General features: G+C 35.8%; 23 protein-coding genes. 15 read left to right on the top strand and 8 right to left on the bottom strand.

Annotated elements, in window-relative coordinates; genetic code table 11:
• Positions 1 to 68 precede the first annotated feature (68 nt).
• The 6 genes from ACFIL2_RS10000 (at position 69) to polA (ending at position 6,889) form a co-directional block, all read left to right on the top strand.
• Positions 69 to 908 carry a pyruvate, water dikinase regulatory protein gene (locus ACFIL2_RS10000; RefSeq protein ID WP_375633959.1) on the top strand — a complete coding sequence of 280 codons (840 nt, stop codon included), beginning with the start codon at positions 69 to 71 and terminating at the stop codon, positions 906 to 908.
• Positions 905 to 1,501, top strand: coding sequence for a Maf family nucleotide pyrophosphatase (locus ACFIL2_RS09995; protein WP_375639471.1), 597 nt, complete (start codon positions 905 to 907; stop codon positions 1,499 to 1,501). Before ACFIL2_RS10000 ends, ACFIL2_RS09995 begins: the two co-directional genes overlap by 4 nt.
• Complete coding sequence (locus tag ACFIL2_RS09990) at positions 1,494 to 2,366, top strand: shikimate dehydrogenase (protein WP_375639472.1); 873 nt, start codon at positions 1,494 to 1,496, stop codon at positions 2,364 to 2,366. The genes ACFIL2_RS09995 and ACFIL2_RS09990 overlap by 8 nt, the downstream gene beginning before the upstream one ends.
• Positions 2,363 to 2,950 (top strand): dephospho-CoA kinase, encoded by a 588-nt coding sequence (coaE, locus tag ACFIL2_RS09985; RefSeq protein WP_375639474.1) that lies wholly within the window; start codon positions 2,363 to 2,365, stop codon positions 2,948 to 2,950. Before ACFIL2_RS09990 ends, coaE begins: the two co-directional genes overlap by 4 nt.
• A gap of 4 nt (positions 2,951 to 2,954) precedes the next feature.
• Positions 2,955 to 3,662 carry a DNA polymerase III subunit epsilon gene (gene dnaQ / locus ACFIL2_RS09980; RefSeq protein WP_375629128.1) on the top strand — a complete coding sequence of 236 codons (708 nt, stop codon included), beginning with the start codon at positions 2,955 to 2,957 and terminating at the stop codon, positions 3,660 to 3,662.
• Positions 3,663 to 3,961: 299 nt separating this feature from the next.
• Positions 3,962 to 6,889 carry a DNA polymerase I gene (gene polA / locus ACFIL2_RS09975; protein ID WP_375680112.1) on the top strand — a complete coding sequence of 976 codons (2,928 nt, stop codon included), beginning with the start codon at positions 3,962 to 3,964 and terminating at the stop codon, positions 6,887 to 6,889.
• A gap of 5 nt (positions 6,890 to 6,894) precedes the next feature.
• Here polA and ACFIL2_RS09970 read toward each other — a convergent pair whose 3' ends face one another.
• The 7 genes from ACFIL2_RS09970 to ihfB all read right to left on the bottom strand — a co-directional run bounded on the left by ACFIL2_RS09970 (position 6,895) and on the right by ihfB (position 12,805).
• Positions 6,895 to 7,758, bottom strand: coding sequence for an endonuclease/exonuclease/phosphatase family protein (locus ACFIL2_RS09970; RefSeq protein WP_375680113.1), 864 nt, complete (start codon positions 7,756 to 7,758; stop codon positions 6,895 to 6,897).
• A gap of 112 nt (positions 7,759 to 7,870) precedes the next feature.
• Positions 7,871 to 8,644: a Bax inhibitor-1/YccA family protein gene (locus ACFIL2_RS09965; RefSeq protein WP_375611347.1), complete on the bottom strand. Its 774-nt coding sequence runs from the start codon at positions 8,642 to 8,644 to the stop codon at positions 7,871 to 7,873.
• A gap of 1,124 nt (positions 8,645 to 9,768) precedes the next feature.
• Positions 9,769 to 10,272, bottom strand: a complete 504-nt coding sequence (gene lspA, locus ACFIL2_RS09960; RefSeq protein ID WP_375611348.1) for a signal peptidase II — start codon at positions 10,270 to 10,272, stop codon at positions 9,769 to 9,771.
• Positions 10,262 to 11,116 carry a TrmH family RNA methyltransferase gene (locus tag ACFIL2_RS09955; RefSeq protein WP_375611349.1) on the bottom strand — a complete coding sequence of 285 codons (855 nt, stop codon included), beginning with the start codon at positions 11,114 to 11,116 and terminating at the stop codon, positions 10,262 to 10,264. Before ACFIL2_RS09955 ends, lspA begins: the two co-directional genes overlap by 11 nt.
• 2 nt (positions 11,117 to 11,118) lie before the next feature.
• The gene (locus ACFIL2_RS09950) at positions 11,119 to 12,051 is read right to left on the bottom strand and encodes a class I SAM-dependent methyltransferase (protein ID WP_375633644.1); all 933 of its coding nucleotides are present in this window, start codon (positions 12,049 to 12,051) and stop codon (positions 11,119 to 11,121) included.
• A gap of 171 nt (positions 12,052 to 12,222) precedes the next feature.
• A complete protein-coding gene (locus ACFIL2_RS09945) occupies positions 12,223 to 12,519 on the bottom strand; it encodes a lipopolysaccharide assembly protein LapA domain-containing protein (protein WP_375617461.1) in 297 nt (98 codons plus the stop codon).
• Positions 12,520 to 12,526: 7 nt separating this feature from the next.
• Positions 12,527 to 12,805, bottom strand: a complete 279-nt coding sequence (ihfB, locus tag ACFIL2_RS09940) for an integration host factor subunit beta (RefSeq protein ID WP_273790186.1) — start codon at positions 12,803 to 12,805, stop codon at positions 12,527 to 12,529.
• A gap of 183 nt (positions 12,806 to 12,988) precedes the next feature.
• Between ihfB and lptC the strand changes: the two genes are divergently transcribed.
• From lptC to rlmN, 6 genes are all read left to right on the top strand, one after another.
• Positions 12,989 to 13,633: an LPS export ABC transporter periplasmic protein LptC gene (lptC, locus tag ACFIL2_RS09935; protein WP_375680114.1), complete on the top strand. Its 645-nt coding sequence runs from the start codon at positions 12,989 to 12,991 to the stop codon at positions 13,631 to 13,633.
• A 76-nt stretch (positions 13,634 to 13,709) separates the two neighbouring features.
• Positions 13,710 to 14,309, top strand: coding sequence for an LptA/OstA family protein (locus tag ACFIL2_RS09930; RefSeq protein ID WP_375633646.1), 600 nt, complete (start codon positions 13,710 to 13,712; stop codon positions 14,307 to 14,309).
• Between the two features lie 6 nt (positions 14,310 to 14,315).
• Entirely contained in the window at positions 14,316 to 15,110 is a 795-nt protein-coding gene (gene lptB / locus ACFIL2_RS09925) for an LPS export ABC transporter ATP-binding protein (protein WP_375633647.1), read from the top strand.
• A 911-nt stretch (positions 15,111 to 16,021) separates the two neighbouring features.
• Entirely contained in the window at positions 16,022 to 16,486 is a 465-nt protein-coding gene (gene ptsN / locus ACFIL2_RS09920; RefSeq protein WP_375636394.1) for a PTS IIA-like nitrogen regulatory protein PtsN, read from the top strand.
• Positions 16,487 to 18,371: 1,885 nt separating this feature from the next.
• Positions 18,372 to 18,875 (top strand): invasion associated locus B family protein, encoded by a 504-nt coding sequence (locus ACFIL2_RS09915; RefSeq protein WP_375633737.1) that lies wholly within the window; start codon positions 18,372 to 18,374, stop codon positions 18,873 to 18,875.
• A gap of 41 nt (positions 18,876 to 18,916) precedes the next feature.
• Positions 18,917 to 20,143 (top strand): 23S rRNA (adenine(2503)-C(2))-methyltransferase RlmN, encoded by a 1,227-nt coding sequence (rlmN, locus tag ACFIL2_RS09910; protein WP_375680146.1) that lies wholly within the window; start codon positions 18,917 to 18,919, stop codon positions 20,141 to 20,143.
• Positions 20,144 to 20,937: 794 nt separating this feature from the next.
• Here the strand turns inward: rlmN and ACFIL2_RS09905 are convergent.
• The gene (locus ACFIL2_RS09905; protein ID WP_375617465.1) at positions 20,938 to 21,579 is read right to left on the bottom strand and encodes a LysE family translocator; all 642 of its coding nucleotides are present in this window, start codon (positions 21,577 to 21,579) and stop codon (positions 20,938 to 20,940) included.
• A 169-nt stretch (positions 21,580 to 21,748) separates the two neighbouring features.
• On the opposite strand from ACFIL2_RS09905, the gene ACFIL2_RS09900 reads away from it, so the two are divergent.
• From ACFIL2_RS09900 to ACFIL2_RS09890, 3 genes are all read left to right on the top strand, one after another.
• On the top strand, positions 21,749 to 22,984 hold the full coding sequence (locus ACFIL2_RS09900) for an argininosuccinate synthase (protein WP_375639480.1): 1,236 nt from the start codon (positions 21,749 to 21,751) through the stop codon (positions 22,982 to 22,984).
• 378 nt (positions 22,985 to 23,362) lie between these two features.
• Positions 23,363 to 25,024: a lysine--tRNA ligase gene (locus ACFIL2_RS09895; RefSeq protein WP_375633652.1), complete on the top strand. Its 1,662-nt coding sequence runs from the start codon at positions 23,363 to 23,365 to the stop codon at positions 25,022 to 25,024.
• Entirely contained in the window at positions 25,024 to 26,598 is a 1,575-nt protein-coding gene (locus ACFIL2_RS09890; protein ID WP_375633653.1) for a peptide chain release factor 3, read from the top strand. The genes ACFIL2_RS09895 and ACFIL2_RS09890 overlap by 1 nt, the downstream gene beginning before the upstream one ends.
• Positions 26,599 to 26,975: the final 377 nt, after the last annotated feature.

Here is a 26,975-nt window from a genome sequence, read left to right as displayed (position 1 = left end):
ATAAATTTTAGTTTTATAAAAAACGGTGAGGATATATACACATGTCTTAACAAGGAGTTAAAATTTTTGTGACAAAAGAAAAAAAATTCTTTCATTTACACATGCTTTCTGATGCAACAGGAGAAACATTAATTTCTGTTGGAAGAGCTGTAGCATCGCAATATGCAATGATTCAGGCAACAGAGCATATCTATCCTATGATTCGTAATAGAATACAGTTACAGAAAGCTCTTAATGAAATACAACAAGAGCCAGGTATTGTTCTTTACACAATGATTGATGAAGAATTTAAACTTCTCCTTCAAAAAAGGTGTAAAGAAATGAAAGTTCCCTGTATTGATATATTGCATCCTGTTTTAAATGCTTTTCAGTCTTACCTTGGAATGCCAACACATTTACGTGCGAGCGCACAACATGATCTTAATGCAGATTATTTTCGCCGTATTGAGGCACTGGATTTTACAATAGAGCATGACGATGGGCAGTCTTCCAGTAGCTTATCCGAAGCAGATGTGATCCTTGTGGGAATTTCAAGAACCTCTAAAACGCCAACAAGTATCTATTTAGCAAATCGCGGAATAAAAACGGCTAATATTCCTCTTATTCCTAATATTGATTTGCCAGAATCCCTTTTAGAGGCAAAAAATTCTTTAATTATTGGTTTAATTGCTTCAGCTGAAAGAATCTCACATATCCGCCAAAATCGAGATTTGGGAGAAAGTTTTGCTCTTGATAATTATACAAATCGTATCAACATAGCTGAAGAATTAATCTATGCAAAACGCATTTGCGAACGTTTTGGTTGGCCTATTATTGATGTCACAAGACGTTCTATTGAAGAAACTGCTGCTGCAATATTTGAACTGTTATCACGATTTCGTGAAGGAAATGAGAGAAAATTCTCATGAACGCAGATACTTTAATATTAGCATCTCTTAGTTTTTATCGTGCAAAATTATTAAAAAAAGCAGGCTTAAATTTTTCCATTGAAGGAGCTTCTTTTGATGAAAGAGAAGTAGAAAAAAAAGCAAAAGAAAAAAAACCTAAAGAACTCAGCTGTTTTCTTGCGAGTGCAAAAGCAAAAAATGTTTCAGATCGTTTTCCTGATGCTTTCGTTATTGGTTGTGATCAAGTTCTTGATTTGGAAGGTCAAGTTTTTCACAAAGCAACAAATATTAAAGAAGCACATCAACGTTTATGTAAGTTATCAGGAAAAGCCCATTCTCTTCATAGTGCGGTAGCTTTATTTAAAAATGGTCAAAAAATTTGGGTTGAAGCTTTTAGTGCACATATGTCCGTCCGTTTACTCTCATCAGAATTTATTGAACGTTATTTAGCACGCGTAGGAAAAGATGTTTTAAACAGCGTGGGAGTATATCAAATTGAAGGAGAAGGAATTCATCTCTTTGAAAAAATTGAAGGAGATTTTTTTACCATTGTTGGTTTACCTTTGCTGCCTCTACTCATAAAACTGCGCCACTTAGGAATTATTAATGGTTGACTTAACAATAAAAAAAACAAATTATCCGCGTGCTTTTGTTGTTGGTTCTCCAATTCATCATTCAAAATCGCCAAAAATTCACAATTTTTGGCTTAAACAATATGGTTTACAAGGAGAATATCTTGCACAAGAAGTAACATCTGAAGAGTTCAGTCATTTTATTGCGTCTTTACAAAAAATAGGCTTTTGTGGAGGAAATGTTACTTTACCTTATAAACAGGAAGCTTTTCGTTTAGCAGATTATAAAGATGAGAGAGCAACAATGATTGGTGCTGTTAATACACTTTGGTATGAAGGAGATAAGCTTTGTGCCACGAATAGCGATGCCTATGGTTTTAGCGCTAATCTTGATGATTTTGCATCTGATTGGGGAGGGGAAACAGCTCTTGTTTTTGGAGCAGGTGGTGCCGCTCGCGCTATCATATATGCCTTAAAAAAACGCGGATTTGAACAGATTTATTTAATTAACCGTACAAAACAACGTGCTGATAATTTAGCTCAGCATTTTGGAAAAATCATTAAAGTTTACGATTGGTATAAAATCCATGAAATACTTCATCAAGTTGATTTGATTGTTAATACAACATCTATTGGCATAAAAATTCCAGAAGAAAAAAGTGATTCTTTTTTTTGCGATTTTCATAAAGCAAAAAAAACGGCGTTAGTAACAGATATTATTTATACACCATTGATAACTCCTTTTTTACAACAGGCAAAGGCTTGTGATCTCAAGACGGTTGATGGGCTTGGGATGCTTCTACATCAGGCTGTTATAGGGTTTGAACAGTGGTTTGGAATAAGACCACAGGTGACAAAAGCGTTACGGACAGCCATTTTAGATGATATGAGTGAAAAAAGAGAATGAAGATCGTAGGATTAACGGGATCAATTGCTATGGGAAAATCAACAGTTGCTGATTTTTTCAAGCAAGCGGGTATTTCTGTTTTTAGTGCTGATGAAGCAGTAAAACAGCTTTATAAAAGTGAGCCAGCTTTGTCATTCATAGAGCGTATTTTTCCTGGTGTTGTTGAAAACGGTGAAGTTAATCGTTTGAAACTTTCTGAAATTTTGATTGATGATAAAGAAAAATTACAAAAATTAGAAAAAATAATTCATCCTTTGGTACAAGAAAAAGAAAGGGAATTTATTGATATAGCGCGTGAACAAGGGAAAAAATTAGTTATTCTTGATATTCCACTTTTGTTTGAAAAAAATGGTGAAAGTCGTTTGGATAGCGTTATTGTTGTTTCTGCTCCACCAGAAATACAAAAAGAACGTGTCATGATTCGCCAAGGTATGAATGAGAAAAAATTTGCCTTTATCAATGCTCAACAAATGCCAGATGAAAAAAAACGAGAACGTGCTGATTTTATTATTGATACAGGGAAAGATTTAGAAAATACCCGTCAACAGGTTTTTGATGTGATAAAAAAATTGCTAAAGAATTAAAATCATGCGTGAAATTATTTTTGATACAGAAACAACAGGTTTAGATAAAGAGAAAGATCGCATAATCGAAATTGGTTGTGTAGAAATGGTTGATCGTTATCTCACAGGACGCCAATTTCATGTTTATTTAAACCCTGAAGGCGTTATTATTCCTGATGAAGTTGTAGCAATTCACGGATTAACCAATGAACGCTTGAAAAACGAGAAAAGTTTTAGTGATATTGTTGATGAATTTTTGGAATTTATCAAAGACGCGACAATGATTGCGCATAATGCGAGTTTTGATATTGGTTTTATTAATGCAGAATTAAAACGCGTCAACAAACCGCTTATCAGTGTTGATAATATTCTTGATACATTGGCTATGGCGCGGCGTAAATTTCCTATGGGTCCTAATTCTCTTGATATTTTATGCAAACGTTTTGGAATTGATAACAGCCATCGTGTTCTTCATGGTGCTTTGCTTGATGCAGAGATTCTAGCCGATGTTTATATTGAGCTCATCGGTGGAAAGCAAGGTGTATTGGGTTTTGATAACAGAAGGGGTATTGATGAACATATCCAGAACGATAAAGATACATCTTATGCCGTTAAAATTCGCCCGCAGGCTTTACCTTCAAGATTGAGTATGCAAGAAAAAAAGTTACACGCTGATTTTATCTACAAAATGGGTGAAAAAGCTCTGTGGAATAACTTCAAAATTCATGAATAACATCATCTTTTATCTAAAAGAGTCACGATTGAAATTAAAGAATATCGATGTCAAAAAAAACGGTCGTTGTGGGGAGGGGAACACCACAACGACCCTGTCGCTACATCGTACCTCAGCTATCATAGGAGGAGCAAAATGAAAGCTATTAATCCTGTAACAGCAAAGAAAAGCTCTAGGTACTTAATATAAAGTGCAACGACTTCACGTCTTATGAAGAGAAAAAATGGCTTTTTAGAGGCAAAGTGAAAAATATATAAGGGTAATTTGTTTTTTTTAGCTGAAATGGAGAAAAAATTGTCATGAAAGCAACAGATCATCTTTTTTTGGTTGACGGATCAGGCTATATTTTTCGTGCTTATTATGCTTTGCCGCCTTTAAAACGTAAAAAGGATGGACTTCCTGTAGGAGCAGTAGCTGGTTTTTGCAATATGTTATGGAAATTACTTTGTGATGCTCGTAATACAGCTACGGGTGTTGTTCCAACACATTTTGCTGTTATTTTTGATTATTCATCTGATACTTTTCGGAAACAAATTTATCCTGAATATAAAGCGAATCGCGTTGAACCTCCTGAAGATCTAATTCCTCAATTCGCGCTAATACGCCAAGCAACGAAAGCTTTTAATTTGCCTTGTATTGAAAAGGAAGGCTTTGAAGCGGATGATTTAATTGCTACCTATGCAAAGTTGGCAACAAAGGTTGGGGCAAAAACAACCATTATTTCTTCTGATAAGGATCTTATGCAACTCGTAAATACGCATGTATCTTTGTATGATGGAATGAAAGATAAGCATATAGGTATCTCAGAAGTTATAGAAAAATGGGGTGTTGCGCCTGAAAAAATGATTGATTTACAAGCATTAATTGGAGATTCAACGGATAATGTACCGGGTATTCCAGGCATTGGTCCAAAAACTGCAGCTCAGTTGTTAAATGAATTTGGTTCTCTTGATCTTTTATTGCAAAACGTAACAGAAATTAAACAAACAAAACGACGTGAAAACATTCAAGCTTATAGAGAACAAGTTAAAATATCTCGTGAACTTGTCAGGCTTAAAACAGATGTTCCTATAGATAATGATTTAGATGATTTTATTTTGGAGCCACAAGATGGTCCACGTTTAATTGCTTTTTTGAAAGCGATGGAGTTTTCAACATTAACGCGTCGCGTGGCAGAGGCAACGACATGCGATGCAGCTGTTATTGACGCACTTGATATAGATGTTGAATGGGAAAAACTAAGCCCCAGGAATGATTCTGATATCAGGCATGATTCTTATATCAAGAATACTGAGCGCGCATCTCTTCATAATTTTTCTGAAAATTCTCCACAAGTTTTTGCACAAAAACGTAAAGATCAAGCGCTGACTCAAAAAATTACAAGAGATGCTTATACAACAATTCTTGATGAGGAAATTTTAAAAGACTGGTTATCACAAGCACAAGAGCAGGGTTTTTTTGCTTTTGATACTAAAACAACATCTCTTGATCCGATGCAAGCAAAGCTTGTTGGTTTTTCACTCGCATTACAGCCGGAAAAAGCAGCTTATATACCTCTTGAACATTTTGATGAAGGAGAAGAGGACCTTTTGAGGGGCGGGCGCATTGCCTCACAGATTGAGGACCAAAAAGCTTTAGCACTTTTAAAACCGATATTAGAAGATTCAGCGGTGTTAAAAATTGGTCATAATATAAAATATGATTGGTTGGTGATGAAGCAATATGACATTATGATAAGCTCTTTTGACGACATCATGCTTTTATCATATGCTTTTGATGCTGGAATGTTAACCCATAATATGGATGATTTGTCTGAACGTTGGCTTGAGCATAAACCAATTGTCTATAAAGATTTAACGCATAACGGGAAAAAAATTACTTCTTTTGCACAAGTAGATTTAAAACAAGCAACCCTTTATGCGGCGGAAGATGCTGATATAAAGCTACGTCTTTGGCAAGTATTGAAACCGCAACTTGTTGCTCGTGGAATGACAAAAATTTATGAGCGTCTTGATCGGCCTCTTGTAGAAGTTCTTGCAAGAATGGAAGAACGGGGGATTCTTATTGATAGGCAGATTTTATTGCGTCTTTCAGGAGAGTTAGCACAAGCTGCTTTGATTCTAGAAGAGGAAATTTACAAACAAGCTGATGAAGAGTTTAATCTTGCTTCGCCAAAGCAATTAGGGGATATCCTTTTTGGCAAAATGGGATTGCCTGGAGGCGCTAAAACTAAGGGTGGACAATGGTCAACTTCTGCACGGACCTTAGAAGAGTTGGCTGCTGAAGGTCATATTTTACCGCGTAAAATTATTGAGTGGCGTCAACTTTCAAAGCTAAAATCTACCTATACAGATGCCTTGCCTTCTTATATTTTTTCAAAAACAGGGCGAGTTCATACAAATTATTCTTTGGCAATAACATCAACAGGTCGGTTATCATCATCAGAGCCAAATTTGCAAAATATTCCAGTGCGAACTGCTGAAGGACGTAAAATTCGAACAGCTTTTATTGCTCCCAAAGGACATGTGTTACTTTCTGCTGATTATAGTCAGATTGAGTTGCGCATTCTTGCACATATTGCGGATATAAAAGCATTAAAAGAAGCTTTTGCTAAAGGGCATGATATTCACGCTATAACGGCATCACAAATGTTTGGTGTTGCGATAGAAGGAATGCATTCAGATATACGACGGCGTGCAAAAGCGATTAATTTTGGTATTATTTATGGTATTTCAGCTTTTGGACTAGCCAATCAATTGGGAATTTCACGCCAAGAAGCGGGTCGTTATATTCAACTGTATTTTGAAAGATTTCCAGGAATTAAAGATTATATGGAGAAGACCAAAATCTTTGCACGTGAAAATGGTTATGTAGAAACAATTTTTGGACGTCGTATCTATTATCCAGAAATAAAAGCAAAGAATGTAAAAATTCGTTCTCTTAATGAGCGGGCAGCTATCAATGCTCCAATTCAAGGTTCTGCGGCCGATATTATTCGCCGCGCTATGATACATATGGAAGATGCTTTAAAAGCAGAAAAACTATCAGCAAAAATGTTGCTGCAAGTTCATGATGAACTGATTTTTGAAGTACCAGAAGAAGAAAGTAAAAAAACCATGACTGTTGTTAAAAATGTTATGGAAAATGCTACAATACCGGTTCTATCTTTATCTGTACCGCTTGAAGTAAAAGTTATGACGGCTCAAAATTGGGATGAGGCACATTAATTTTTTTATTTATTTTTAAGAATATTGATTGCGTTGGAAAGATTAAGATAGGCTTTGATAGGCAAATGATCTGAAGCAATGCGTGCAAGTGGTGAATAATGATTTTCAATACTTGTTACCAATTGGTGGGGAAAAGAAAAAACTCTATCAAGGGCTAACAAAGGAAAACGAGAGGGAAAGCTTGGTACAACTTCAAAAGTGCTATCAAAATAGGGAAAAAAATGATTTAAAGATGAGCCTTTTCCCATTCGCCATTCATTAAAATCTCCTATGAGGAGTGTAGGCATAAGGGGGCGTTTTTGGAAAATTTCAAGGAGCATTTTTGTTTGTTGTTTACGAGAGTAACGTAATAAGCCAAAATGAGCCGCAATAATACGAATAGGTCCTGCTGCCATTTCCAATTCTACAATTACAGCCCCACGTGGTTCAATACTAGGGAGAGTGACTTGTAAAGTATCACGTACATATCCCTTTCGCAAAAAAAGAGCATTCCCATGCCAACCATGGCCATGAGGTGACATAGTATTAAGAGGTACAGGAATCAAACCGGTTTCAGCTTTTAATAGCTGAAGATTAATCAAACCGATGCGTTCCCCAAAACGTTTATCTGCTTCTTGAAGAGCAAGGATATCAACTTGTAATTCAGTAATAACACGGACAATTCTTGTAGGATTAAAAACTTTATCAACACCTACACATTTATGCACATTATAGGAAGCAACGGTCAGATCATAATTACTATTTTGATTGACAATGTTTGATTGATGATGAGAGCGGCTGTGAGTTGTATTTAAAAGGGAGCTATGGAGTTTTTGTTGGATAAAACCGGTAAACCAAGGGAATTTTTGCTTATAAGGGATTTTTGTCATTTTGCGAAAAGAATAGTTTCTAAGAAGCAGAGGGTAAAGATTTACACTAAAAACAAAAGAACCTTGTTTCTTTTAGAAACAAGGTTCTTTAATTAAGTAATGATTTTTGCAATCAATCACGGTTTGAGCCAAGAAACTGTAGCAAGAAGACAAACATATTGATGAAATCAAGATAAAGATTCAGCGCGCCCATAATAACTTTACGTCCTCTGGTATCGCTTTCATCTCCTTCATAATACATCAACTTAATGCTCTGAGTATCGTAGGCTGTTAAACCAGCAAAGATAAAAACACCAATCACAGAGATAGCAAACTGCAAAGCGCTTGATCCAAGAAAAATGTTCACAATCATGGAAAGCAACAAGCCGATCAATCCAATGAATAAGAATGAACCGATTGCTGTGAGATCACGCTTTGTTGTGTATCCATAAAGTGAAAGAGCTCCAAAAGTTGCGGCGGAAATGACAAAGGTTTGCACAACACTTTCTGTTGTATAGCGCAAAACGATTGAAGACAGTGAAAGACCAACCAGAGCAGCATAACCAAAAAAGAGACTACGAGCAGCATTTGTGCTCAATGTATTAATTTTAAAACTAAGAAATAAGACTGCTATGAGTGGTGCAAACATAACAATATAAGAGAATGGCGATGTATAAAATGTTACTCCAAATGGTGTTAGATAAACACTGCTATTGATTTGAGCTGCTGCTTGGCTCATATCTGTTGTCGTTGCTAATGATACAATTGCATAAGCGGCAGCAGCTGTAATAAGCAAACCAATGGCCATTGCATTGTAGACACCCAACATATAGTCGCGTAATCCCTGATCAATTGATGCATCGGCATGAGAAGCAGGTGCCGAACGTAAATCTTTAAAATTAGCCATAATATAAAATCCTTTAGCATATGTTCTGTCAGGTATAGGGCTTTAAAGGTGTCTCTGTCATTACACAAATAAGCTTGGTATAAGCCTTAATTGGGCAAATACAAAAACCCTTAAGAATCACTGACAGAATTCCAGCATATATGTTCTTATTATGGAGATTTATTTAAAAATTACAAGAGATTTATATGAAGAAGGAACCTTACAAATTGGTAAGGAAATAGTTCATTTTAATAAAAAATATTTCCATTTTTTGCCATATTTTTGCAAGATAAAAAGACTATACTTAAAAACTTTTCTATTTTCACAGAAACTATGTAATACAATCCCTTATAAAATATTCACTATTTTTGCGTTTATGAGAAGAGCGGCAAGTATCATCACACTATTTTCAACCTCCAATATTGCATCTGTTTTGCACGGTTATAAGAGCTATTGAATTGGATTTTTATATAATAATATTGATGTATAATGATAAATTGTCTTTTTGAATGCTAAATGATACTCCGAATATCGCAAGATTCTCTGGTTGAAAATCTGTTCATATTAAATCAATCAAGATTATTGACTTGCTTGTGTCTTGCAAGAGACATGGTTTTAATGGATTCAATATGAAAAGATTCCAAATAAAAGAGATTTAGGATAGTAAGGGCTTTTATTCAATATGAAAAACGGTAATTTATATTTATAATCAATATGTTGCTTTAACAAGACACCATTGAAAATAGTTGAAAAAGTGTTTTTTATTAAACAATATATAAAATAAAAAAGGAAAGTTTTTAAACGAAGCACTTAAGAAAGGCTCTGTAAAAGCGATATCTGTAAAAACTAAAAAACATACGAAAAGCAATTGTTCTAATCAAATAAACAGAACTTCAAATGCTGTGAAATGTCTCCTCAAAAATTGTGATGTAGGACACATGGATAAAAAATATTGATTCTATTTGAGTTCATTTCTTTTGCACTAACTAAGTGTAGAAATGTAAAGTTGAAAAGAAAGTAAGATCTTATAGTCCCATGAAGAGAAATACGTGAAATGACGAGCAACAAGAATTGATTAAGAGAAATCAATGCGTAATCAGACTTGTGATGGTCAATAATCTCTGTTTTCTAAAGCACTGAACATATCAATGAGAAGATGTACTATTGGAATGACGCCTTGCTTTCATCCAAGTACGCAATTCTTCAATAAGGATGGCAATAACACCGAGAGTGATAAAACTATCTGCAAGGTTGAAAATAGCAAAATAAAAAATATCATCAATATGAAAAAGTATATAATCAGTGACATGATGAAAGCGAATACGATCAATGAGATTGCCGATGGCTCCCCCAATAATAAGAATAAGGCCAAAGCGCATTAAAGACTTATTATATTCAGTATTTTTCCATAACCATAGAAGAAAGATAATCACAATGATCGTGATGGCGATGATTCCCCACTGAGAAAAGGAAGAAAAAAACGAAAATGCAATGCCAGAATTGCGCACATGATAAAGGGAAAGAAAAGGAATAAGCGAAATTTCTGTTCCTAAAGGCATATTGTGCATAACCCAGTATTTGACAGCTTGATCAAGTACTACTGTAAAAGCCAAGCCCAAGAGAAGAAAAGGGAGTGATTTACGAATCATGTTTTTCCTCACATGGTTCCAGTATTAAATAGGGGCGACGGATTTCATAAAGCATAACAGCTGTTGCTACAGCTAGATTAAGCGAGTCTGCTCGTCCGCTTTGTGGAATACGCGTAAGTTTATCACACCGATTCGTAAGAAGATCTGATAATCCCTGTTTTTCATTTCCCATTAAAAGGATAATAGGGCCATTTTTGAAGTCAAGTGTGCGATAATCCAGAGAACCTTTGAGGTGTGTTCCAACAATCATACCTTTAAAGTGAGAAGACCAGTTTAAAAAGCCGTTTTCATCAAAACGATAAAGTGGTACAGAGAAAATAGATCCCATGGTTGCACGGACTGTTTCAGGCGAGAAAGGGTCTGTTGTCTCGCCAATTAAAATAACACCTTTAGCACCTACAGCATCAGCTGTTCGAATAATGGTACCAAGGTTTCCAGGATCACGTACACGATCAAGCGCGATGTAAACATCTTTAATCTGCCCTTTTATCATTTCAAAAGAGTGCCATTTTTGCTTGAAAATACCAATAACTGTTTGTGGATTATCGCGTCGGGTAAGTGATTCCATAACCTTTTGTGAGGCTTTAATAACAAAACCACCGTTGGCTACAGCACGTGCAGCAGTATTTTCGATAGTAGCATTACCGATTTCACTTTTAGAAAAAATAAGCGTCTGTATTGTCCAGCCAAGATTGAGAGCATCAATGACCAATTTCAATCCTTCTGCCATGAAAAGACCTTCTCTATTACGGTTTTTCTTTTGGCTAAGTGCTTTAAGATTTTTTATGATGGGGTTGCTAAGAGAGGTAATTTCTTTCACTCTACCAGTTTTGGGTCTACACATATTCAAGCAATCCAACGGCTAAAAAGAGAAGTAGAAAGAGCACGTCCTGCAACTTCTTCACGCAAAATGAGTTCTCCTGATTCGACCGTACCACCAAGATTTACAAATGCATCACGCATTAAAGCATGAAGTGCAAAGAAGGAAGCACGAATAGAATAAGCCGTAAGGACAACAGAGAGCGGTTTATCAGAGAGAAGTTTACGACAATTTGTGATCATAGCGGGTAAATGATCAAACAGTTGCCAAATTTCACCATGGGGTCCACGCCCATAAGCAGGGGGATCAAGAAGAATCATATCATAGCTTTTCTTACGACGCAGTTCACGCTCGACAAATTTCATAGCATCATCGCAAATCCAGCGAATAGAATGATCTGGTAATCCTGCTCTTTCTTGATTAGCTTTTGCCCACGCAATGGCTTTTTTAGAAGCATCAACATGGGTAACATTCGCACCTGCTCGTGCTCCAATCAAAGAGGCAATACCTGTATAGCCAAAAAGATTCAACAATTTTATAGGGCGTTCGGCTTTAACAATTTGTTCTTCCATAGAGCGCCAATGGGCATCTTGTTCAGGAAAAACCCCCACATGACGAAAGGAAGTAAAACGGCCTAGAAAAGACAATCCATTCCAAGCAAGAGCCCATGTTTCATCAAGTGGCTTTTTAGGAAAATGCCAACGCCCAACCCCTTCTTCATCAAGGTTTCCTGTGAAAATAGCATCAACATCAGCCCATTTTTTTTGTGGTAAAGCGGGTTTCCATAGTGCTTGACCTTCTGGTCGAATAATGCGGTAAGCTCCATAACGTTCTAATTTTTGTCCATGACCAGAATCAATGAGAGCATAGTTTTCGCTTATACCCGTTTCTAAAATAAGGGGCAGCTTTTCCTGCGGATATCTATTGTTATGGGAGAATTGAAAGCATTGTGCGGGCATGTTTTGTATCACGGTATATGAGGTATAAAAATATATTATAAAACTCTTAAATGTTTCGTAAAAGTGCAAAAAAGCTAAAGTCAATTAAAACATGTATAAAAAAGAAAAAGAGCACTTTTAACTCTGTACTGAATATAGAATACAGAGAGAAAAGATTTCATTTAAATACCATTACACCAGATTTGTGATAGATGTTTTCAATTTTTCAATCTCGGCTTTACTTTTTTTGAGAGCTTTTTTGTATTTGTGGTAGGAAAACCAACTGATCAGATTTCCTAATAAAATACCAAAAACAAAGAAAATAAAGAGCCATATAAAGAGGGGAGCATGATAAGTAAAACTTTCAGGATTTGCTCGAAAAGGATCAAGGGTTAACGGAACCATTTGACGATTAGCCACGATAAAAACAATCAAAACCGCTGCGAGAATCACACCGATACTTGTTAGAAGAATACGTTTAATTATCATAAGTTTCTCACTGATTAAGACGGTCGCGTAAATCCTTGCCAGTTTTAAAAAAAGGAATCCACTTTTCTTCAACAGAAACGGCTTCACCTGTTCGTGGATTACGTCCATTACGGGCTGAACGGCTTTTTACAGAAAAAGCTCCAAATCCACGAAGTTCAACGCGATTGCCATTTGCAAGTGCTGTTGCAATTTCCTCAAAAATAGCATTTACAATATTCTCCACATCCCGTTGAAAAAGATGCGGGTTATGACGAGCGATAATTTGCACAAGCTCTGATTTTACCACAATAGCCTCACTTTCACACAAAAAAATTTTGTAATTGTGCACTCCATGCATATTACAATATATAAACGGATAAAAGCAAAATAAAATCAAGAAAAAACAAATTGCAAGAAACAAAATTTGAAAATACCTTCTATAAAGGGTATACAGATTAAAAATGCGGAGGATTTAAGAGATCAGGAGAGTATGTCCGTACACAATCATTATAAAGCCTTTTCAACGCAATCATCTTTTGGAGATGTTTTAAAAAAAGCATCTCGTCATTCGCGTCGCATTAGCATATTAAAAATTTTTTTACCTCTCTTAGCGTTGATTTCAGCGCTGGTTTTTTGCTGGTTTACGTTTTTCTTGGTTCCCGTTACTTCTGATTCTATGCCTTTGAATAATGGAGAAAGTGGCGTGATGAATTTGACGATGCTCAATCCAAAATTAGAAGGGTATACGCGTGCTCATGAACCTTATTGGCTTAAAGCAGAAAAGGCATTTCAAGACCATACCCACGCTGGAATGATTGGGTTGCAAAACATTACAGCTAGAGCATTTATGGGCCAACAAAGACAGGTTTTTCTTTCAGCACAAGGGGGGGGTTACGATAACATTAATGGTTTTTTACAGTTGGATAAGCCATTCACGATTACGACAAATGATGGGATGATGGTACAATTTATGTCAGCTAGTATTAACTTATCCGAGGGACAGTTAAAAACAGATCAACGTGTTAATATTCAGCAAGCCGGTTTGAATCTTGCCGCAAACGCCTTACAAATTCGAGAAAAAGGAAAAAACATATATTTCCATGGTGGTGTGCATTTAGTGCTTCAAAAGCAATAACGCAATATCAATACAAATCTTTAAAGGATATTTATAAAGAGAAGTATGTGTATATACAAACAGAAGAATTGAAATAATGAAATCGTACAAAAGATGGATAGGTGTGATGTTGGCTTTTAGCATGGGAATGTTAGGAGAAGGAGCAGTTTTAGGATATGCTGAAGTGGCCCATTTTGGAATAAGTCTATCAAGCGATAAAGAACCGGTAGAACTTCATGCAGATTCTTTGGAAATACGTGATAAAGAAGGGATAGCGCTTTTTAAGGGTGACGTTTCAGTGGTACAAGGTGAACGTCTTTTAAGAACGGCAGAATTAGTTGTTTACTACGATAAAGCATATAAAGAAATTGATAAAAACAGGAAAGATACAAAGGCATCATCTGTTTCTTTATTTGGTTCGTCGAGTATACAAAAAATGGAAGCTTTAGGAAAAGTTTATATAAAAATTGCTACGCAAGTTGCTACGGGTGATAAAGGCGTTTTTGATGGAAAGTCAAAAATGATGAGTTTGACAGGGAATCATGTTGTGTTAACTGATGGTGACAATGTGGCAACGGGGTGCAAACTAACGGCAAATATGGAAAGCGGAAAGGCTTTTTTAGAAGGTTGTGAGACGCCTAAGAAAAAAGGCCGTGTTTCTATTATTTTAAAACAAAATCAAAAGAATGGCCATTAAGATTTCATGTTTGGAATCAAAAGAAAAAAACAGACCGATAGGTATAATCTTGAAAGTGAAGCTTCAAAAAATCCCTTAAAAGGGACCTTGATTGCCAGTAATTTGATTAAAGTTTATCGAGGAAGACGAACTGTTAATGGTGTTTCTTTTGGCATTCGTACGGGAGAAGCCGTTGGCATTTTAGGGCCCAATGGGGCAGGTAAAACAACTTGTTTTTATATGGTGACAGGGCTTATAAAATCTGATGGAGGATCCATTAAAATTGATGGATTTGATATTACGCATCTTCCGATGTATCGACGTGCGCGTTTAGGTATTGGATATCTTCCACAGGAAGCGTCTATTTTTCGTGGTCTTTCAGTAGAAAATAACATTAAAGCTGTTTTAGAGGTCGTTGAAAAAGATCGCCTTAAACAACGTGAAGAGTTAGATAGCCTTTTACATGAATTTAAAATTGATCATTTACGTAAAATGTCTGCACTTTCGTTATCTGGAGGTGAACGTCGGCGACTTGAAATTGCGCGCGCTTTAGCTTCTCGTCCCCATTTTATGTTACTTGATGAACCATTTGCAGGAATTGATCCTATCGCTATTTTCGATATTCAACAACTTATTCGTCATTTAACGAGGCGTGGCATTGGTATTTTAATAACGGATCATAATGTGCGTGAGACATTAGGGCTTGTCGATCGCGCTTATATTATTCATACAGGGCGGGTGTTAGTTCACGGTTGTCCTAACGATATTATCAACAACGTTGATGTACGCAGAATTTATTTGGGAAATCAGTTTTCTCTTTGATTTTATAGCTTTCACGAGTTTCCATTTAAGTTTAACCAAACATTATTACTGAAAATCTCCTTATTTATGCCAAAACTTCTTTTATGACTATAACCTTAATGTTGTTATTGAGTGGTGAAAAAGGCTTCATCATTAGAGGTTAGTCTGTTGTTTTATAAGTTTAGCTTACTCATAATTGTATCATAGAAAAGATATCACTAGATTAACGTGATAATGAGTGATAAACGAAGCGCTCAATAAATGCGTGTGTTATTGAAAGGTAAGAGATATTTATCATATTTTTCTCTGTCGAATCAAATCATATATCGATGATGCTGTTTTAGGTATTTTGATGGGAGCACCGGTTTATATATTGCGGTTATTCAATAGGAGTTGTCGTATTTTATTGGTTTATATGGCCTATTTGAAAATAGGAGCTTGGCTACAGATATCAGGCTAAATCTATAAATCTTTTAAAATAATCATTAAATTTCTAAAAATCTTTATATTCTTGTTATAAGTCGATGTTCAAGCTATACAGTAATTTTCAAAGTAAAGGTCCATTTTGCTCAGTATGCTTTTCATCTTAATTTAAGGGCTCATTTTTAAAGAAAGAAAAACTCTGATGGCGGATTATACATCAACTCTTATGACAAGTTTAATAAATTTATGAATAATGGCCTTTTCTAGAGTCGTAAGGAAATTAACTTTATGAACAACTTCATTTCTTTGGTTTCTTATGCCGTTAATGATGATCCGAATAATATTTATTGTTGTTTTAGAAGTGATATGAGATGTATTGAGCCATCACCCATTATAAATTGAAAAGTAAAAACACATGCGATGTTGCGAAAAGTGAAAGAACATTAAGTATCTATAGCGTTTATAGGTTTATTGATGAGCATTTTAGCGTGTAAGAGGAAAATTAAAGTATGAATTTGAGTGAGTTAATAGCACCGGAAGCGATCATTCCGGCTCTTAATGCTAATTCGAAAAAACAGGTTCTGCAAATTTTAGCCGAAAAAGCTTCCAAGCTAACAGGTCTTAGTGAGCATGTGATTTTTGATGTTGTTTTACAACGCGAGAAGCTTGGTTCAACGGGTTTGGGTGGAGGTATTGCGATTCCTCATGGAAAATTACCTGATATTAATCGGATCATTGGTATATTTGCACGTCTTGAAAGTCCTGTTGATTTTGAAGCTCTTGACGACGAACCTATAGATCTCGTTTTTCTCCTTTTAGCACCTGAAAATGCTGGTGCAGATCACTTAAAAGCTTTATCACAGATCGCACGTGTTTTGCGTCACACTGATGTTGTACAAAAGTTGCGCAGTACGCATAATGCCAATGCGCTTTATTCTTTATTGATTCAGACTTCAGAATCAAATGCAGCTTAAAAGTTATTATGAGCGTATAAATTGCGAGGTATGCACTACAGAGCGTAGGAAATAATATAATTTGCATCTTAAGACTAATAACAAAAGGTTATGTCATGAGATTTAAGAAAATCACTTCTAAGTGAACCTTCTTTTTAAAGAGCAAGCAACAAAAACGAAGGGCTTGTCCTTTCTTGTTCTCGTATATTAAAGCATCTAATTATTATGTTCGTGGATTCTTTTATCCTGTTATACTGTAAAAACACTATCATTTGAGATATGGTGAGATAAATTCTGTAAGTCTTCTTAATATATTAAGTGCTTTAGAGTGCGTGGTAAATATTTTTAAGCAGGACTTGTCTGTAGAGCCTTTAGTTAAGTGAATCACATGAGTGGGAAGAAAAGAGGAGACCGCTCGACAAGAATCCAAACTTTTTCAGTCCAGATTGGATTAAGAATCTTCGTCCTTTGAAAGCGGGAAAGAAATCAACAGAAAAGTTTATTTGTGCATTGAATTTTTTTGTAAGTTGAGTTTGAGTGTTTAGGGATAATATTTTAATGCTCAAGAAGAAATAAGAGATATATTGTATCTTCAGTATAGCAAGATATTGATTTTAAATATAATTCACTATTTCGCATGTTGGATGAGAGATCCGAATATTGTAAAATTCTCTCATTCCAAACTTGTTTATGTTGAATCAATCAAAACCATTTCCTTGCACGTTGTAAACGGAATTAGCGTGTGGATAAAAACTGTACAAGAAAGGGGTAAAAATGCTTCCTATGAATCGTCTCAAGTATCGAGAGTTGTAGCAGAACATTGGGAGCTGGAAAATAGTGTTATGGTGCCAGCTTTCTTCTTCACAAGTGGAGAGATCAACTATTTTATAGATATGATTTAGATGTCTGCTGTTGTATAGAGCTCATGCTAAAGAACAATTTTGTACGGTAAGAATGAAAATTATACCTTTAGGTTGGGTGAAAGAGTTTTTATGCATAGGAAGATTTATTTAAGTGTCTTTAATTGATTAAAATATTGTTTAAAAAACGGTAATGTTAGAACTGCTATAGAAAAAAGTTTTATATTTCTTTTTATAAATTACTTAGAAATAAGATAAGGAGACTTTCCCAAAGAATTCTTAAGAAGTTTTTTATAACAGAAATAAAAATATCGTCTAATACATTAAAATAATACGATTAAGCTATTATAAGCTACTAAAATCATTTTAGAAATTAATAATTGGATATGAAATATATAAGGAAATAAGATCAAAAGAAACAAAGTTGTATGTGATTATTGAGATAGAATCTAAATTCTTTATGTTTTATTATTAATATCTTGATAATATTTTATTATTTTTACAAGGTCTTTTGAAGATTGAGAAAAAGTGTTATCGGGACGATATTGAATACGAAATATGAATGCACTATAATGAGTAAAAGATGGAGTATTTTGCGAACATAAATGTATTGAATGCATAAAGTCGAGAAGTGATATTCGTAAGGCGATTAAGCTTTTTTGCGGGGAGTCCGGGGTGTATTTTCAAAATTTTGCATCAGATTGCTTGTGATATAAAGAGTATGGTTTATTTCTTAACAGAGTGATGGTATATTTTTATCTCGTTTTGAAGTTCTATAGCTTAAAGAAATCGTTTTTTATACAAAAACGAAATAAGTAGCGTAAAATGAAGATATTATTTTTTAATGTGGTTATTGAATAACAAGTTTATGTTTTGGTAACGATTAAAAGGTCACAATGAAACGTAGAAATCTATTTTGATTAGTGTGAAAATATTTCGCTTATTGAAGGAATTAGGACAATAACACATGAATATCGAGGAGTTTTTGTTGAATTTTTCTAATGAAGAAAATCTTGTTAGAGACTAAAGAAGTGAGCTAAATGAAGATGTTTGAAAAGACTGTTATTGCTGCATCTGTAATGGTTCTTGTTACAGCGGGAGTGGCATATGCACAAACGCCAAGCCGTTTAAATCAATTTGAAGCGTGGGGAGCCTATTCTTATAAATCGCCCAAAAATACGATTTGCTATGTGTTATCGGTACCTTTGAAGGCTCTTCCAACGACAGTTAATCATGGTGATAACTTTTTCTTGGTTACCAAGCGTTCTCATTCACCTATTTCGTTTGAACCGCAGTTTATGGCTGGTTATACCCTTCAAGAAGGGTCGAGAGTGACAGTGACCATTGGAGGTAAGGACTTTGATTTTTTCACGAAAGATTCCTCAGCTTGGCTGGCGTCATCAGAGCTAGAAAAGCAGCTTGTTTCTGCTATGCGTGCTGGAAGCAATATGACAGTGCAAGCGATATCAAAACGAGGAACGCATACCACTTATACTTATTCCTTAAAAGGGGTCACTGCTGCATTAAATGCAGTTCAAAAGTGCCATTAAGGTTTCGATAACTCTAAAATAGTGATGTGAATTGGAAAGCAATGGCCATTTCCTATGACCTTAGACCAGTTGGTTCATGTTTTGCACGAAAAACAGATAATGTGGTCGTGAAGGAGAGTTCTAAGCTCTCTTTAATTGGTTTGTCGCAAGATGAAATGATGCAAGCTTTAAAGACAGTTGGTGTACCAGAGCATCAAACGCGTATGCGTGTGCGTCAGCTTTGGCATTGGCTTTATGTGCGTGGTGTTTCAAATTTTGATGATATGCTGAATATTTCTAAAGCAATGCAAGAAACACTTAAGTGTCATTTCTCCATTGCGCGCCCAGAAGTTGTTGGAGAACAAATATCAAAAGATGGTACGCGTAAATGGCTCTTACGTTTTCCTGCACGTGGAGCTGGAAGGCCTGTTGAAATTGAAACGGTTTATATCCCTGAAGAAGGACGTGGTACTTTATGTCTTTCATCGCAAGTAGGGTGTACGTTAACCTGCTCTTTTTGCCATACGGGAACGCAGATGCTTGTTCGTAATCTGACCGCAGAAGAAATTTTGGCACAATTATTGGTTGCACGTGATTGTTTGGGTGATTTTCCTGATAAGAATACCCCTGATGGAGCAATTGTTCCCATTGAAGGACGAAAAATTACCAATATTGTTATGATGGGAATGGGAGAACCTCTTTATAATTTTGAAGCTGTTAAAAAAGCTTTATTGATTGCCTCTGATGGCGATGGACTTTCTTTATCAAAACGTCGAATTACGCTTTCAACTAGTGGGGTTGTTCCTGGAATTATCCGAACTGGAGAAGAAATTGGTGTTATGTTAGCAATTTCACTCCACGCAGTACACGATACACTAAGGGATATGCTTGTTCCCATTAATAAAAAATATCCGCTTGCTTTACTAATGGAGGCTTGCCGTAATTATCCTGGTCTTTCCAATGCAAAACGAATCACATTTGAATATGTTATGCTGAAAGATATCAATGATAGTTTAGATGATGCTAAGCGATTGATTCAGTTATTGAAAGGGATTCCTGCTAAGATTAATTTAATCCCTTTTAATCCGTGGCCAGGGAGTAATTATCATTGCTCTGATTGGGAGCAAATCGAGCGTTTTGCTGATGTCGTTAATCAAGCGGGCTATGCTTCTCCTATTCGGATACCGCGTGGACGCGATATTTTAGCTGCATGTGGACAGCTTAAATCGGCTTCAGAGCGCTTACGTAAATCTGAACGTTTACGACTTGAAAATGCTATTGGTCATTAGTTAACGTAATTTTCAGCTATATCGAGGCCTATGCTTTTTTGTTTGTAATTTAATATCCAAACCTCATGCGATGGCATATGTGAGACAGATACTAAGATGGATAAGTGCTAGACGAACAGTTTCAGCTTTTATATGCTAAATGGGGTAAGATATTGTCTATAGTTTCGTTTGTATAATCTCTGAAATTAAGAAGGAAGCCTAATTTAGAGGGAATATGAGGTCTTAAGGATTATAACTAATTTCTACCTTATTATCTCATACTCTTTAATTCGGTTTTATGTCTTTTAAAAGCATCTACGGTAATATATTTTAAAAAGTGAAGATTGTGCAGTGCCTCATGTTTTTGTTTATTATTTTCTTAAATAAGATCACGCATCACAAGCAAAACAGAGGATCTAAAATATAAATACCATTGAGTTATCCATTGATATGTTTTTTAAGTATCTCTTAGTGCACTCTTCATATCACGATAATGCTTGTGAGGAGTATAACAAAAAGCTTCTGTGAAATGTATTGTACTCCTACACCTTTATGTTTAATAAAGGTGTAAATTGGTACCACCATTCTATTTTTTAGCTCCCAATGTTGTAACAGCTTTTAGCACTTGAGATGGTTCATAAGAGGTGTTTTTATTCTTTTCTTAGATAGTTTTTATCCATACGAAAACTCCAGCTTCTCTTGTGATGTACAAAGGAAAGGTATTGTTTTATTCAAAATAAACAGGTTTGAAATGAAAAAATCTTATAATATTTGTTTTTTTATTTAAATTAAAAGCGATACATTACACTTATAAATCAATGTTTTGTAACCACAAGGAGATGGAGGGCAAAGCTGGTAAAAGTACCAGCAATAAGCCAGTCGAGAAAGCGAATATAAAGAGGGTTCTTTTTGAGAGTTTTGGTAAGTTTATGCGCTGTAAAAACGATTGCAATTGTAATGGGGAAAGAAATAGGAATATAAGAGAGTCCTAAAAAGAGTAATTTTTGTGTTGCCATAGGATCATTCGCATTGATAAATTGTGGTAAGAATGTCGCGTTAAAGAGTATAACTTTAGGATTGAGAAGATTAATTCCAATACCAGCAAGATAGTTACGTTTAGCGCTTTGAGATTTAGAAGATGTCTGTTCAAAGGAAAAATTGGGGTTTCTCCGTAACGCTTGAAAGGAAAACCATAAAAGATAAAAGGCGCCAACAATTTTCAGAAGAACAAAAGTATGTGGTGCAGCAAAAATAAGCGCTGATAAGCCAAGTGCTACAGCCGTAACCTGAATGGCAAACCCTGTTGCACTACCCAAGGCGCACATAATTCCAGCTTTTTTGCTTTGTGTAATGGTTCGTCCTACAGAAAGCATCATATCTGGTCCTGGAATAAGTGCTAAAATCAACGATGCTAAAGCAAATTGTACAACAATAGACCACTCCGGTAGAAATGACACGTAAATCTCCTTTTATTTTAAGCAGTGTTCACTATTTATACTTTGAGGCACCTTTATTTACGCTTTTTGCGTCTTTTTAATGTTGCTTAAAAAGAATTTATTTTTATATTTTTTGCATCGTTTCGATTTTTGGGTAGAAATAAAAAAGTAGCTCATATAGAACGTTAAAATGAAAAGGTGGCAAAATATTAGAAAAGTTGTTTTGGCTTATTCAGGTGGATTGGATACGTCAATTATTCTTAAATGGTTGCAAAGTGCGCTAGGTGTTGAAGTTGTAACTTTTACAGCAGATTTGGGGCAGGGGGAAGAGCTAGAACTTGCTCGTTGTAAAGCTGAAATGCTAGGTGTTAAAGAGATCTACATTGAAGATTTGCGCGAAGAATTTGTGCGTGATTTTGTGTTTCCGATGTTTCGAGCCAATACCGTTTATGAGGGGACTTATCTTTTAGGAACATCAATTGCACGTCCACTTATTTCAAAACGCCTTATTGAAATTGCTGAGGAAACAGGGGCAGATGCCATTGCTCATGGAGCAACAGGAAAAGGCAATGATCAGGTACGCTTTGAGCTTTCCGCTTATGCGCTTAATCCTGATATAAAGATTATTGCTCCATGGCGTGATTGGGAATTTAAGAGTCGGACAGATCTCTTTGAATTTGCTCGTATTCATCAAATTCCTGTAGAAAAGGATAAGCAAGGTGAAGCGCCTTTTTCAGTGGATGCAAATTTATTGCATTCTTCATCAGAAGGAAAGATTTTAGAAGATCCAGCACTTCCTGCTCCTGAATATGTCCATATGCGTACTCTTTCGCCGGAAGATGCTCCAGATCAAGCAACCAGAATTACTCTTGGCTTTAAAAAAGGCGATGCTGTTTCAATCAATGGAAAAAATTTATCTCCTGCAACTTTACTTGCAGAATTAAATCGTTACGGGCGCGATAATGGTATTGGTCGGTTAGATTTGGTAGAAAATCGCTTTGTGGGTATGAAATCGCGGGGTATTTATGAAACACCAGGTGGAACCATTCTTTTGACGGCTCACAGAGCTATAGAATCTTTAACGTTAGATCGTGGCGCAGCTCATTTAAAAGATGAGTTGATGCCACGTTATGCAGAACTCATTTATTATGGATTTTGGTTTTCGCCGGAACGTAAGATGTTGCAGGCAGCTATTGATTTATCTCAAGAACATGTTGAAGGTGAAGTCACGTTAAAGCTTTATAAGGGGAATGTAATTATTGAAGGGCGCCAAAGTAAGAAATCACTTTATTCCAGTGAGTTAGTAACTTTCGAGGATGATCAAGGTGTTTATGATCAAAGAGATGCAACTGGTTTTATTAAATTAAATGCTCTACGTTTGCGTACATTAGCAATGCATCATCAAGGTGATAAAGAAAAGAAATAGAAAGTTACGGTGATAAGTGTAAAGTAGGTGCAGTGCTTTTGTATGAAATGCCTAGTTTAAGCATTTTTTCTGTTGGTTTTTACCGTTCTTTCGTTCAATACTAGAAGCTTATCTTTTGCGCTAATAAATATAATAAGCAAAACCCATGATAATAATAGCAATGAAGGCTTCGATAATCAAAACAAGTCAATTTTGCTTTATAATATTGAATGTTTTTGATTTTTATCAGAACAGAATATGTTTATAACGAGGGCGGTTTTTGTATTGTGGCTTAAGAGTATAAAGAAATTTTCATCTTTTTGCTTGCTATTATTGACGAATAAATTCAAGAACCATACACCCTATTTTGAAAGAGTGTAATTTTTAGGATAAATAATAATGATGCGTGATCAGTGTGATACCCTCAACCTTACGCCTGAATTAAAAGATGCAGCTTCTCAATCGAGAACTTGGCCGTTTGAAGAAGCACGTAAGATTATCAAACGGTATGAAAAAACGGGTTATCCAGACAGTGTGATATTTGAAACAGGTTATGGCCCTTCTGGTTTACCGCATATTGGAACTTTTGGGGAAGTTGCACGTACAACCATGGTGCGTCATGCATTTCATATTCTCACGGAGAATAAAGTAAAAACAAAATTACTTTGTTTTTCTGATGATATGGATGGTTTGCGCAAGGTTCCTGAGAATGTGCCTGATCGCGAGAGGATGGAACATTATCTTGGTCAACCGTTGAGCCGTGTACCCGACCCTTTTGGAGATGATTATCCTTCTTTTGGAGCGGCAAATAATGCGCGGTTACGGGCTTTCCTTGATCGTTTTGGTTTTGATTATGAATTTGCAAGTGCTACGGATTATTACAATTCCGGTCGTTTTGATGAAACACTTTTAAAAATCCTTGCTTGTTATGACAAGGTTATGGCAATTATTTTACCAACATTAGGTGAAGAACGGCAAGCGACCTATTCACTCTTTCTACCGATTTCTCCCTTTTCTGGAAAAGTATTACAGGTACCGATGATTGCGCGTAATGTTGAAAAAGGGACTGTCACTTATATTGAACCTGAAACAGGAGAAACCATAGAAACAGAGGTTACTGGGGGCAAAGTTAAGTGTCAGTGGAAGGTAGATTGGGCAATGCGTTGGACAGCACTTAGCATTGATTATGAAATGGCCGGAAAAGACCTTATCGATTCCACAAATCTTTCTTCTAAAATTTGTAAAGTATTAGGTGGAAAGCCCCCAGAAGGATTCAACTATGAGCTCTTTTTAGATGAGAAAGGGCAGAAAATTTCCAAATCCAAGGGAAATGGCTTAACCATTGATGAATGGCTTACTTATGCCCCAACAGAGAGTTTAGGACTTTATATGTTTTCAAAACCTAAAACAGCAAAAAGGCTTTATTTTGATGTTATTCCTAAAGCTGTGGATGAATATTATGCTCATCTTTCTGCTTATGGTCGTCAAAGTTGGCAAGAACGGCTTAGTAATCCTGTATGGCATATTCATAATGGTTGTCCACCGCAGGTTGATTTGCCTGTATCCTTTGCGATGCTTTTAAATTTGGTAAGTGCTTCAAATGCGGAGAATGCAGAAGTTCTTTGGGGTTTTATTTCTCGTTACGCTAAAGGAGCAAATGCACAAACTTATCCAGAACTTGATCAATTGGTGAAGTTTGCCATTAAATATTTTGATGTTTTTGTTAAACCAAACAAGAAATTTCGTATACCAGATGATAGCGAACGAGCAACATTAGCACAAATTGATGAAAAATTAGCTCATTTACCTGAAACTGTTGATGGCAACATATTACAAAATATGCTTCTTGATGTTGCACGGTTAACGGAACGCTATCAAGATCATAGCAAAAAAAGCCCTGAAGGTGGGCCTGGTGTTTCCAATGTTTTTTTTCAAATGTTGTATGAAGTTCTTCTTGGACAAGAGCGAGGTCCACGATGGGGATCATTTATAGCGCTTTATGGGATTAATGAAATGCGTGCACTGATTGCTGAAACACTTGCACGACCTATGGAGGAATAATGGAACGAAGAGTGCAGGAAGTAAAGCGACGCCGTACATTTGCAATTATTGCTCACCCAGATGCGGGGAAAACAACATTAACAGAAAAGCTTTTATTGTTTGGTGGTGCTATTCAACTTGCAGGAGAAGTAAAAGCCAAAAAAGATCGTATTCAAACCCGTTCTGATTGGATGAATATTGAGCGTGATCGTGGTATTTCCGTTGTGACTTCGGTGATGACGTTTGAATATGAAAATCATATTTTTAATCTCCTAGATACCCCAGGCCATGAAGATTTTGCAGACGATACTTATCGCACGCTTACAGCTGTTGATAGTGCTATCATGGTATTGGATGGGGCCCGCGGGATTGAGCCTAGAACACTAAAACTGTTTGAAGTATGTCGGATGCGGGATATTCCTATTGTTACTTTTATCAATAAAATGGATCGTGAGGCACGTGATCCTATAGAGCTTTTAGATGAAATTGAAGAAAAGCTTGCTCTTGATACCGCCCCTATAACATGGCCCATTGGGACGGGTAAAGATTTTGTTGGTACCTATGACCTTCATCATAATCGGTTTCGTCAAAAAGATGATGAGATAACACAGCAAATAGTTTCAAATCCCAGAGAGATTTTCCATTTACTCCCTGAATATCAACGTTCCACTTTTATTGAAGGGGTAGAACTTGCTCAAAGTGTTTGCAAGAATTTTGATCTTCAAGCTTTCCGTGAAGGTCATATGACTCCGGTTTATTTTGGTTCAGCTTTACGAAATTTTGGTGTTCGTGATTTGATCAATGCACTTATTGATTTTGGTCAAAGTCCTCGTGATCAAAGTGCAGATCAGCGCAATATCATAGCAACTGAACCTAAAATGACGGGATTTGTTTTTAAAATTCAAGCGAATATGGATCCTAATCATCGTGATCGTATTGCATTTTTTCGGGTATGTTCGGGAACACTTGAACGTGGTATGAAAACAAAGTTGGTCCGAACAGGAAAACCGATGACACTTTCGGCTCCACAATTTTTCTTTGCGCGTTCGCGCCAAATTGCTGATCAAGCCTATGCTGGTGATATCGTAGGAATCCCTAATCATGGAACATTGCGTATCGGCGATACTTTGACTGAAGGAGAAGATATCCTCTTTAAGGGAGTACCAAATTTTGCACCAGAGATTTTGCGTCGTGTTTGTTTAGGCGATCCAATGAAAGCAAAAAAGCTCAAAGAAGCTTTGCAACAAATGGCTGAAGAAGGGGTTGTACAATTGTTTATTCCTGATGATGGGTCGCCTTCTCTCATTGGTGTTATTGGTGCTTTGCAAATTGATGTCTTAAAAGAACGATTAAAAATAGAATATTCTTTGCCAGTGAATTTTGAGTCTGCGCGCTTTAATTTATGCCGTTGGATTTCAGCGCAGAGCAAAGATGAGTTGCAAAAGTTTCTCAGCAATCACCGCTCTGCTATTGCGTATGATTTAGAAGGTGATCCAGTTTTTTTAGCGGAGAACCATTTTTCATTAAATTATGAAGCAGAAAGAGCTCCTAAGATAAAATTTTCTACTTTTAAAGATTATCAAGTAAGCTTGTAATGTAAAGAAGAATTTTTTATGTAACAATTTGGTTGGTAATGATTTTTCATATTGAGTTGGGGATCTGAATATTGTTATTTTTTCTGAAAACAAAAGGAGTATGTAAAGAACACTTTCAAATTGCACTGTATAAAGAATACGGTAAATTTATTTATAATATTCAATAAGTTATAATATATTTGTAATTGTAACGTCTTTTAAAATTTTGATATATTTTTTCACAATAGCTTAAGACAAGCTCATATATTTAAGTATTTTGAATGTCAGTTAAAAATCTCCTGTATAAATAGAGCTTTTCAGTTTTTTCTTGTATGAAAATTGTATACAGTCAAAATAAAGCAAATAATCAATAAGATGAAATTTGTTATTCCCAATAT

The sequence above is a fragment of the Bartonella sp. AP30XZML genome, assembly GCF_042195945.1.
Classification (GTDB): Bacteria; Pseudomonadota; Alphaproteobacteria; order Rhizobiales; family Rhizobiaceae; genus Bartonella.
Note: the sequence above shows the minus strand (reverse complement) of the source record. Positions and strands in the feature narration are given on the sequence as shown.

What these genes read in the sequence shown, in the direction of transcription:
- ACFIL2_RS09995 (WP_375639471.1), top strand. Translation starts at nt 905, where the DNA reads ATGAACGCAGATACTTTAATATTAGCATCTCTTAGTTTTTATCGTGCA.
- ACFIL2_RS09990 (WP_375639472.1), top strand. Translation starts at nt 1,494, where the DNA reads ATGGTTGACTTAACAATAAAAAAAACAAATTATCCGCGTGCTTTTGTT.
- coaE (WP_375639474.1), top strand. Translation starts at nt 2,363, where the DNA reads ATGAAGATCGTAGGATTAACGGGATCAATTGCTATGGGAAAATCAACA.
- dnaQ (WP_375629128.1), top strand. Translation starts at nt 2,955, where the DNA reads ATGCGTGAAATTATTTTTGATACAGAAACAACAGGTTTAGATAAAGAG.
- polA (WP_375680112.1), top strand. Translation starts at nt 3,962, where the DNA reads ATGAAAGCAACAGATCATCTTTTTTTGGTTGACGGATCAGGCTATATT.
- ACFIL2_RS09970 (WP_375680113.1), bottom strand. Translation starts at nt 7,758, where the DNA reads ATGACAAAAATCCCTTATAAGCAAAAATTCCCTTGGTTTACCGGTTTT.
- ACFIL2_RS09965 (WP_375611347.1), bottom strand. Translation starts at nt 8,644, where the DNA reads ATGGCTAATTTTAAAGATTTACGTTCGGCACCTGCTTCTCATGCCGAT.
- lspA (WP_375611348.1), bottom strand. Translation starts at nt 10,272, where the DNA reads ATGATTCGTAAATCACTCCCTTTTCTTCTCTTGGGCTTGGCTTTTACA.
- ACFIL2_RS09955 (WP_375611349.1), bottom strand. Translation starts at nt 11,116, where the DNA reads ATGTGTAGACCCAAAACTGGTAGAGTGAAAGAAATTACCTCTCTTAGC.
- ACFIL2_RS09950 (WP_375633644.1), bottom strand. Translation starts at nt 12,051, where the DNA reads ATGCCCGCACAATGCTTTCAATTCTCCCATAACAATAGATATCCGCAG.
- ACFIL2_RS09945 (WP_375617461.1), bottom strand. Translation starts at nt 12,519, where the DNA reads ATGATAATTAAACGTATTCTTCTAACAAGTATCGGTGTGATTCTCGCA.
- lptC (WP_375680114.1), top strand. Translation starts at nt 12,989, where the DNA reads ATGTCCGTACACAATCATTATAAAGCCTTTTCAACGCAATCATCTTTT.
- ACFIL2_RS09930 (WP_375633646.1), top strand. Translation starts at nt 13,710, where the DNA reads ATGAAATCGTACAAAAGATGGATAGGTGTGATGTTGGCTTTTAGCATG.
- lptB (WP_375633647.1), top strand. Translation starts at nt 14,316, where the DNA reads ATGTTTGGAATCAAAAGAAAAAAACAGACCGATAGGTATAATCTTGAA.
- ptsN (WP_375636394.1), top strand. Translation starts at nt 16,022, where the DNA reads ATGAATTTGAGTGAGTTAATAGCACCGGAAGCGATCATTCCGGCTCTT.
- ACFIL2_RS09915 (WP_375633737.1), top strand. Translation starts at nt 18,372, where the DNA reads ATGTTTGAAAAGACTGTTATTGCTGCATCTGTAATGGTTCTTGTTACA.
- rlmN (WP_375680146.1), top strand. Translation starts at nt 18,917, where the DNA reads ATGGCCATTTCCTATGACCTTAGACCAGTTGGTTCATGTTTTGCACGA.
- ACFIL2_RS09900 (WP_375639480.1), top strand. Translation starts at nt 21,749, where the DNA reads ATGAAAAGGTGGCAAAATATTAGAAAAGTTGTTTTGGCTTATTCAGGT.
- ACFIL2_RS09895 (WP_375633652.1), top strand. Translation starts at nt 23,363, where the DNA reads ATGATGCGTGATCAGTGTGATACCCTCAACCTTACGCCTGAATTAAAA.
- ACFIL2_RS09890 (WP_375633653.1), top strand. Translation starts at nt 25,024, where the DNA reads ATGGAACGAAGAGTGCAGGAAGTAAAGCGACGCCGTACATTTGCAATT.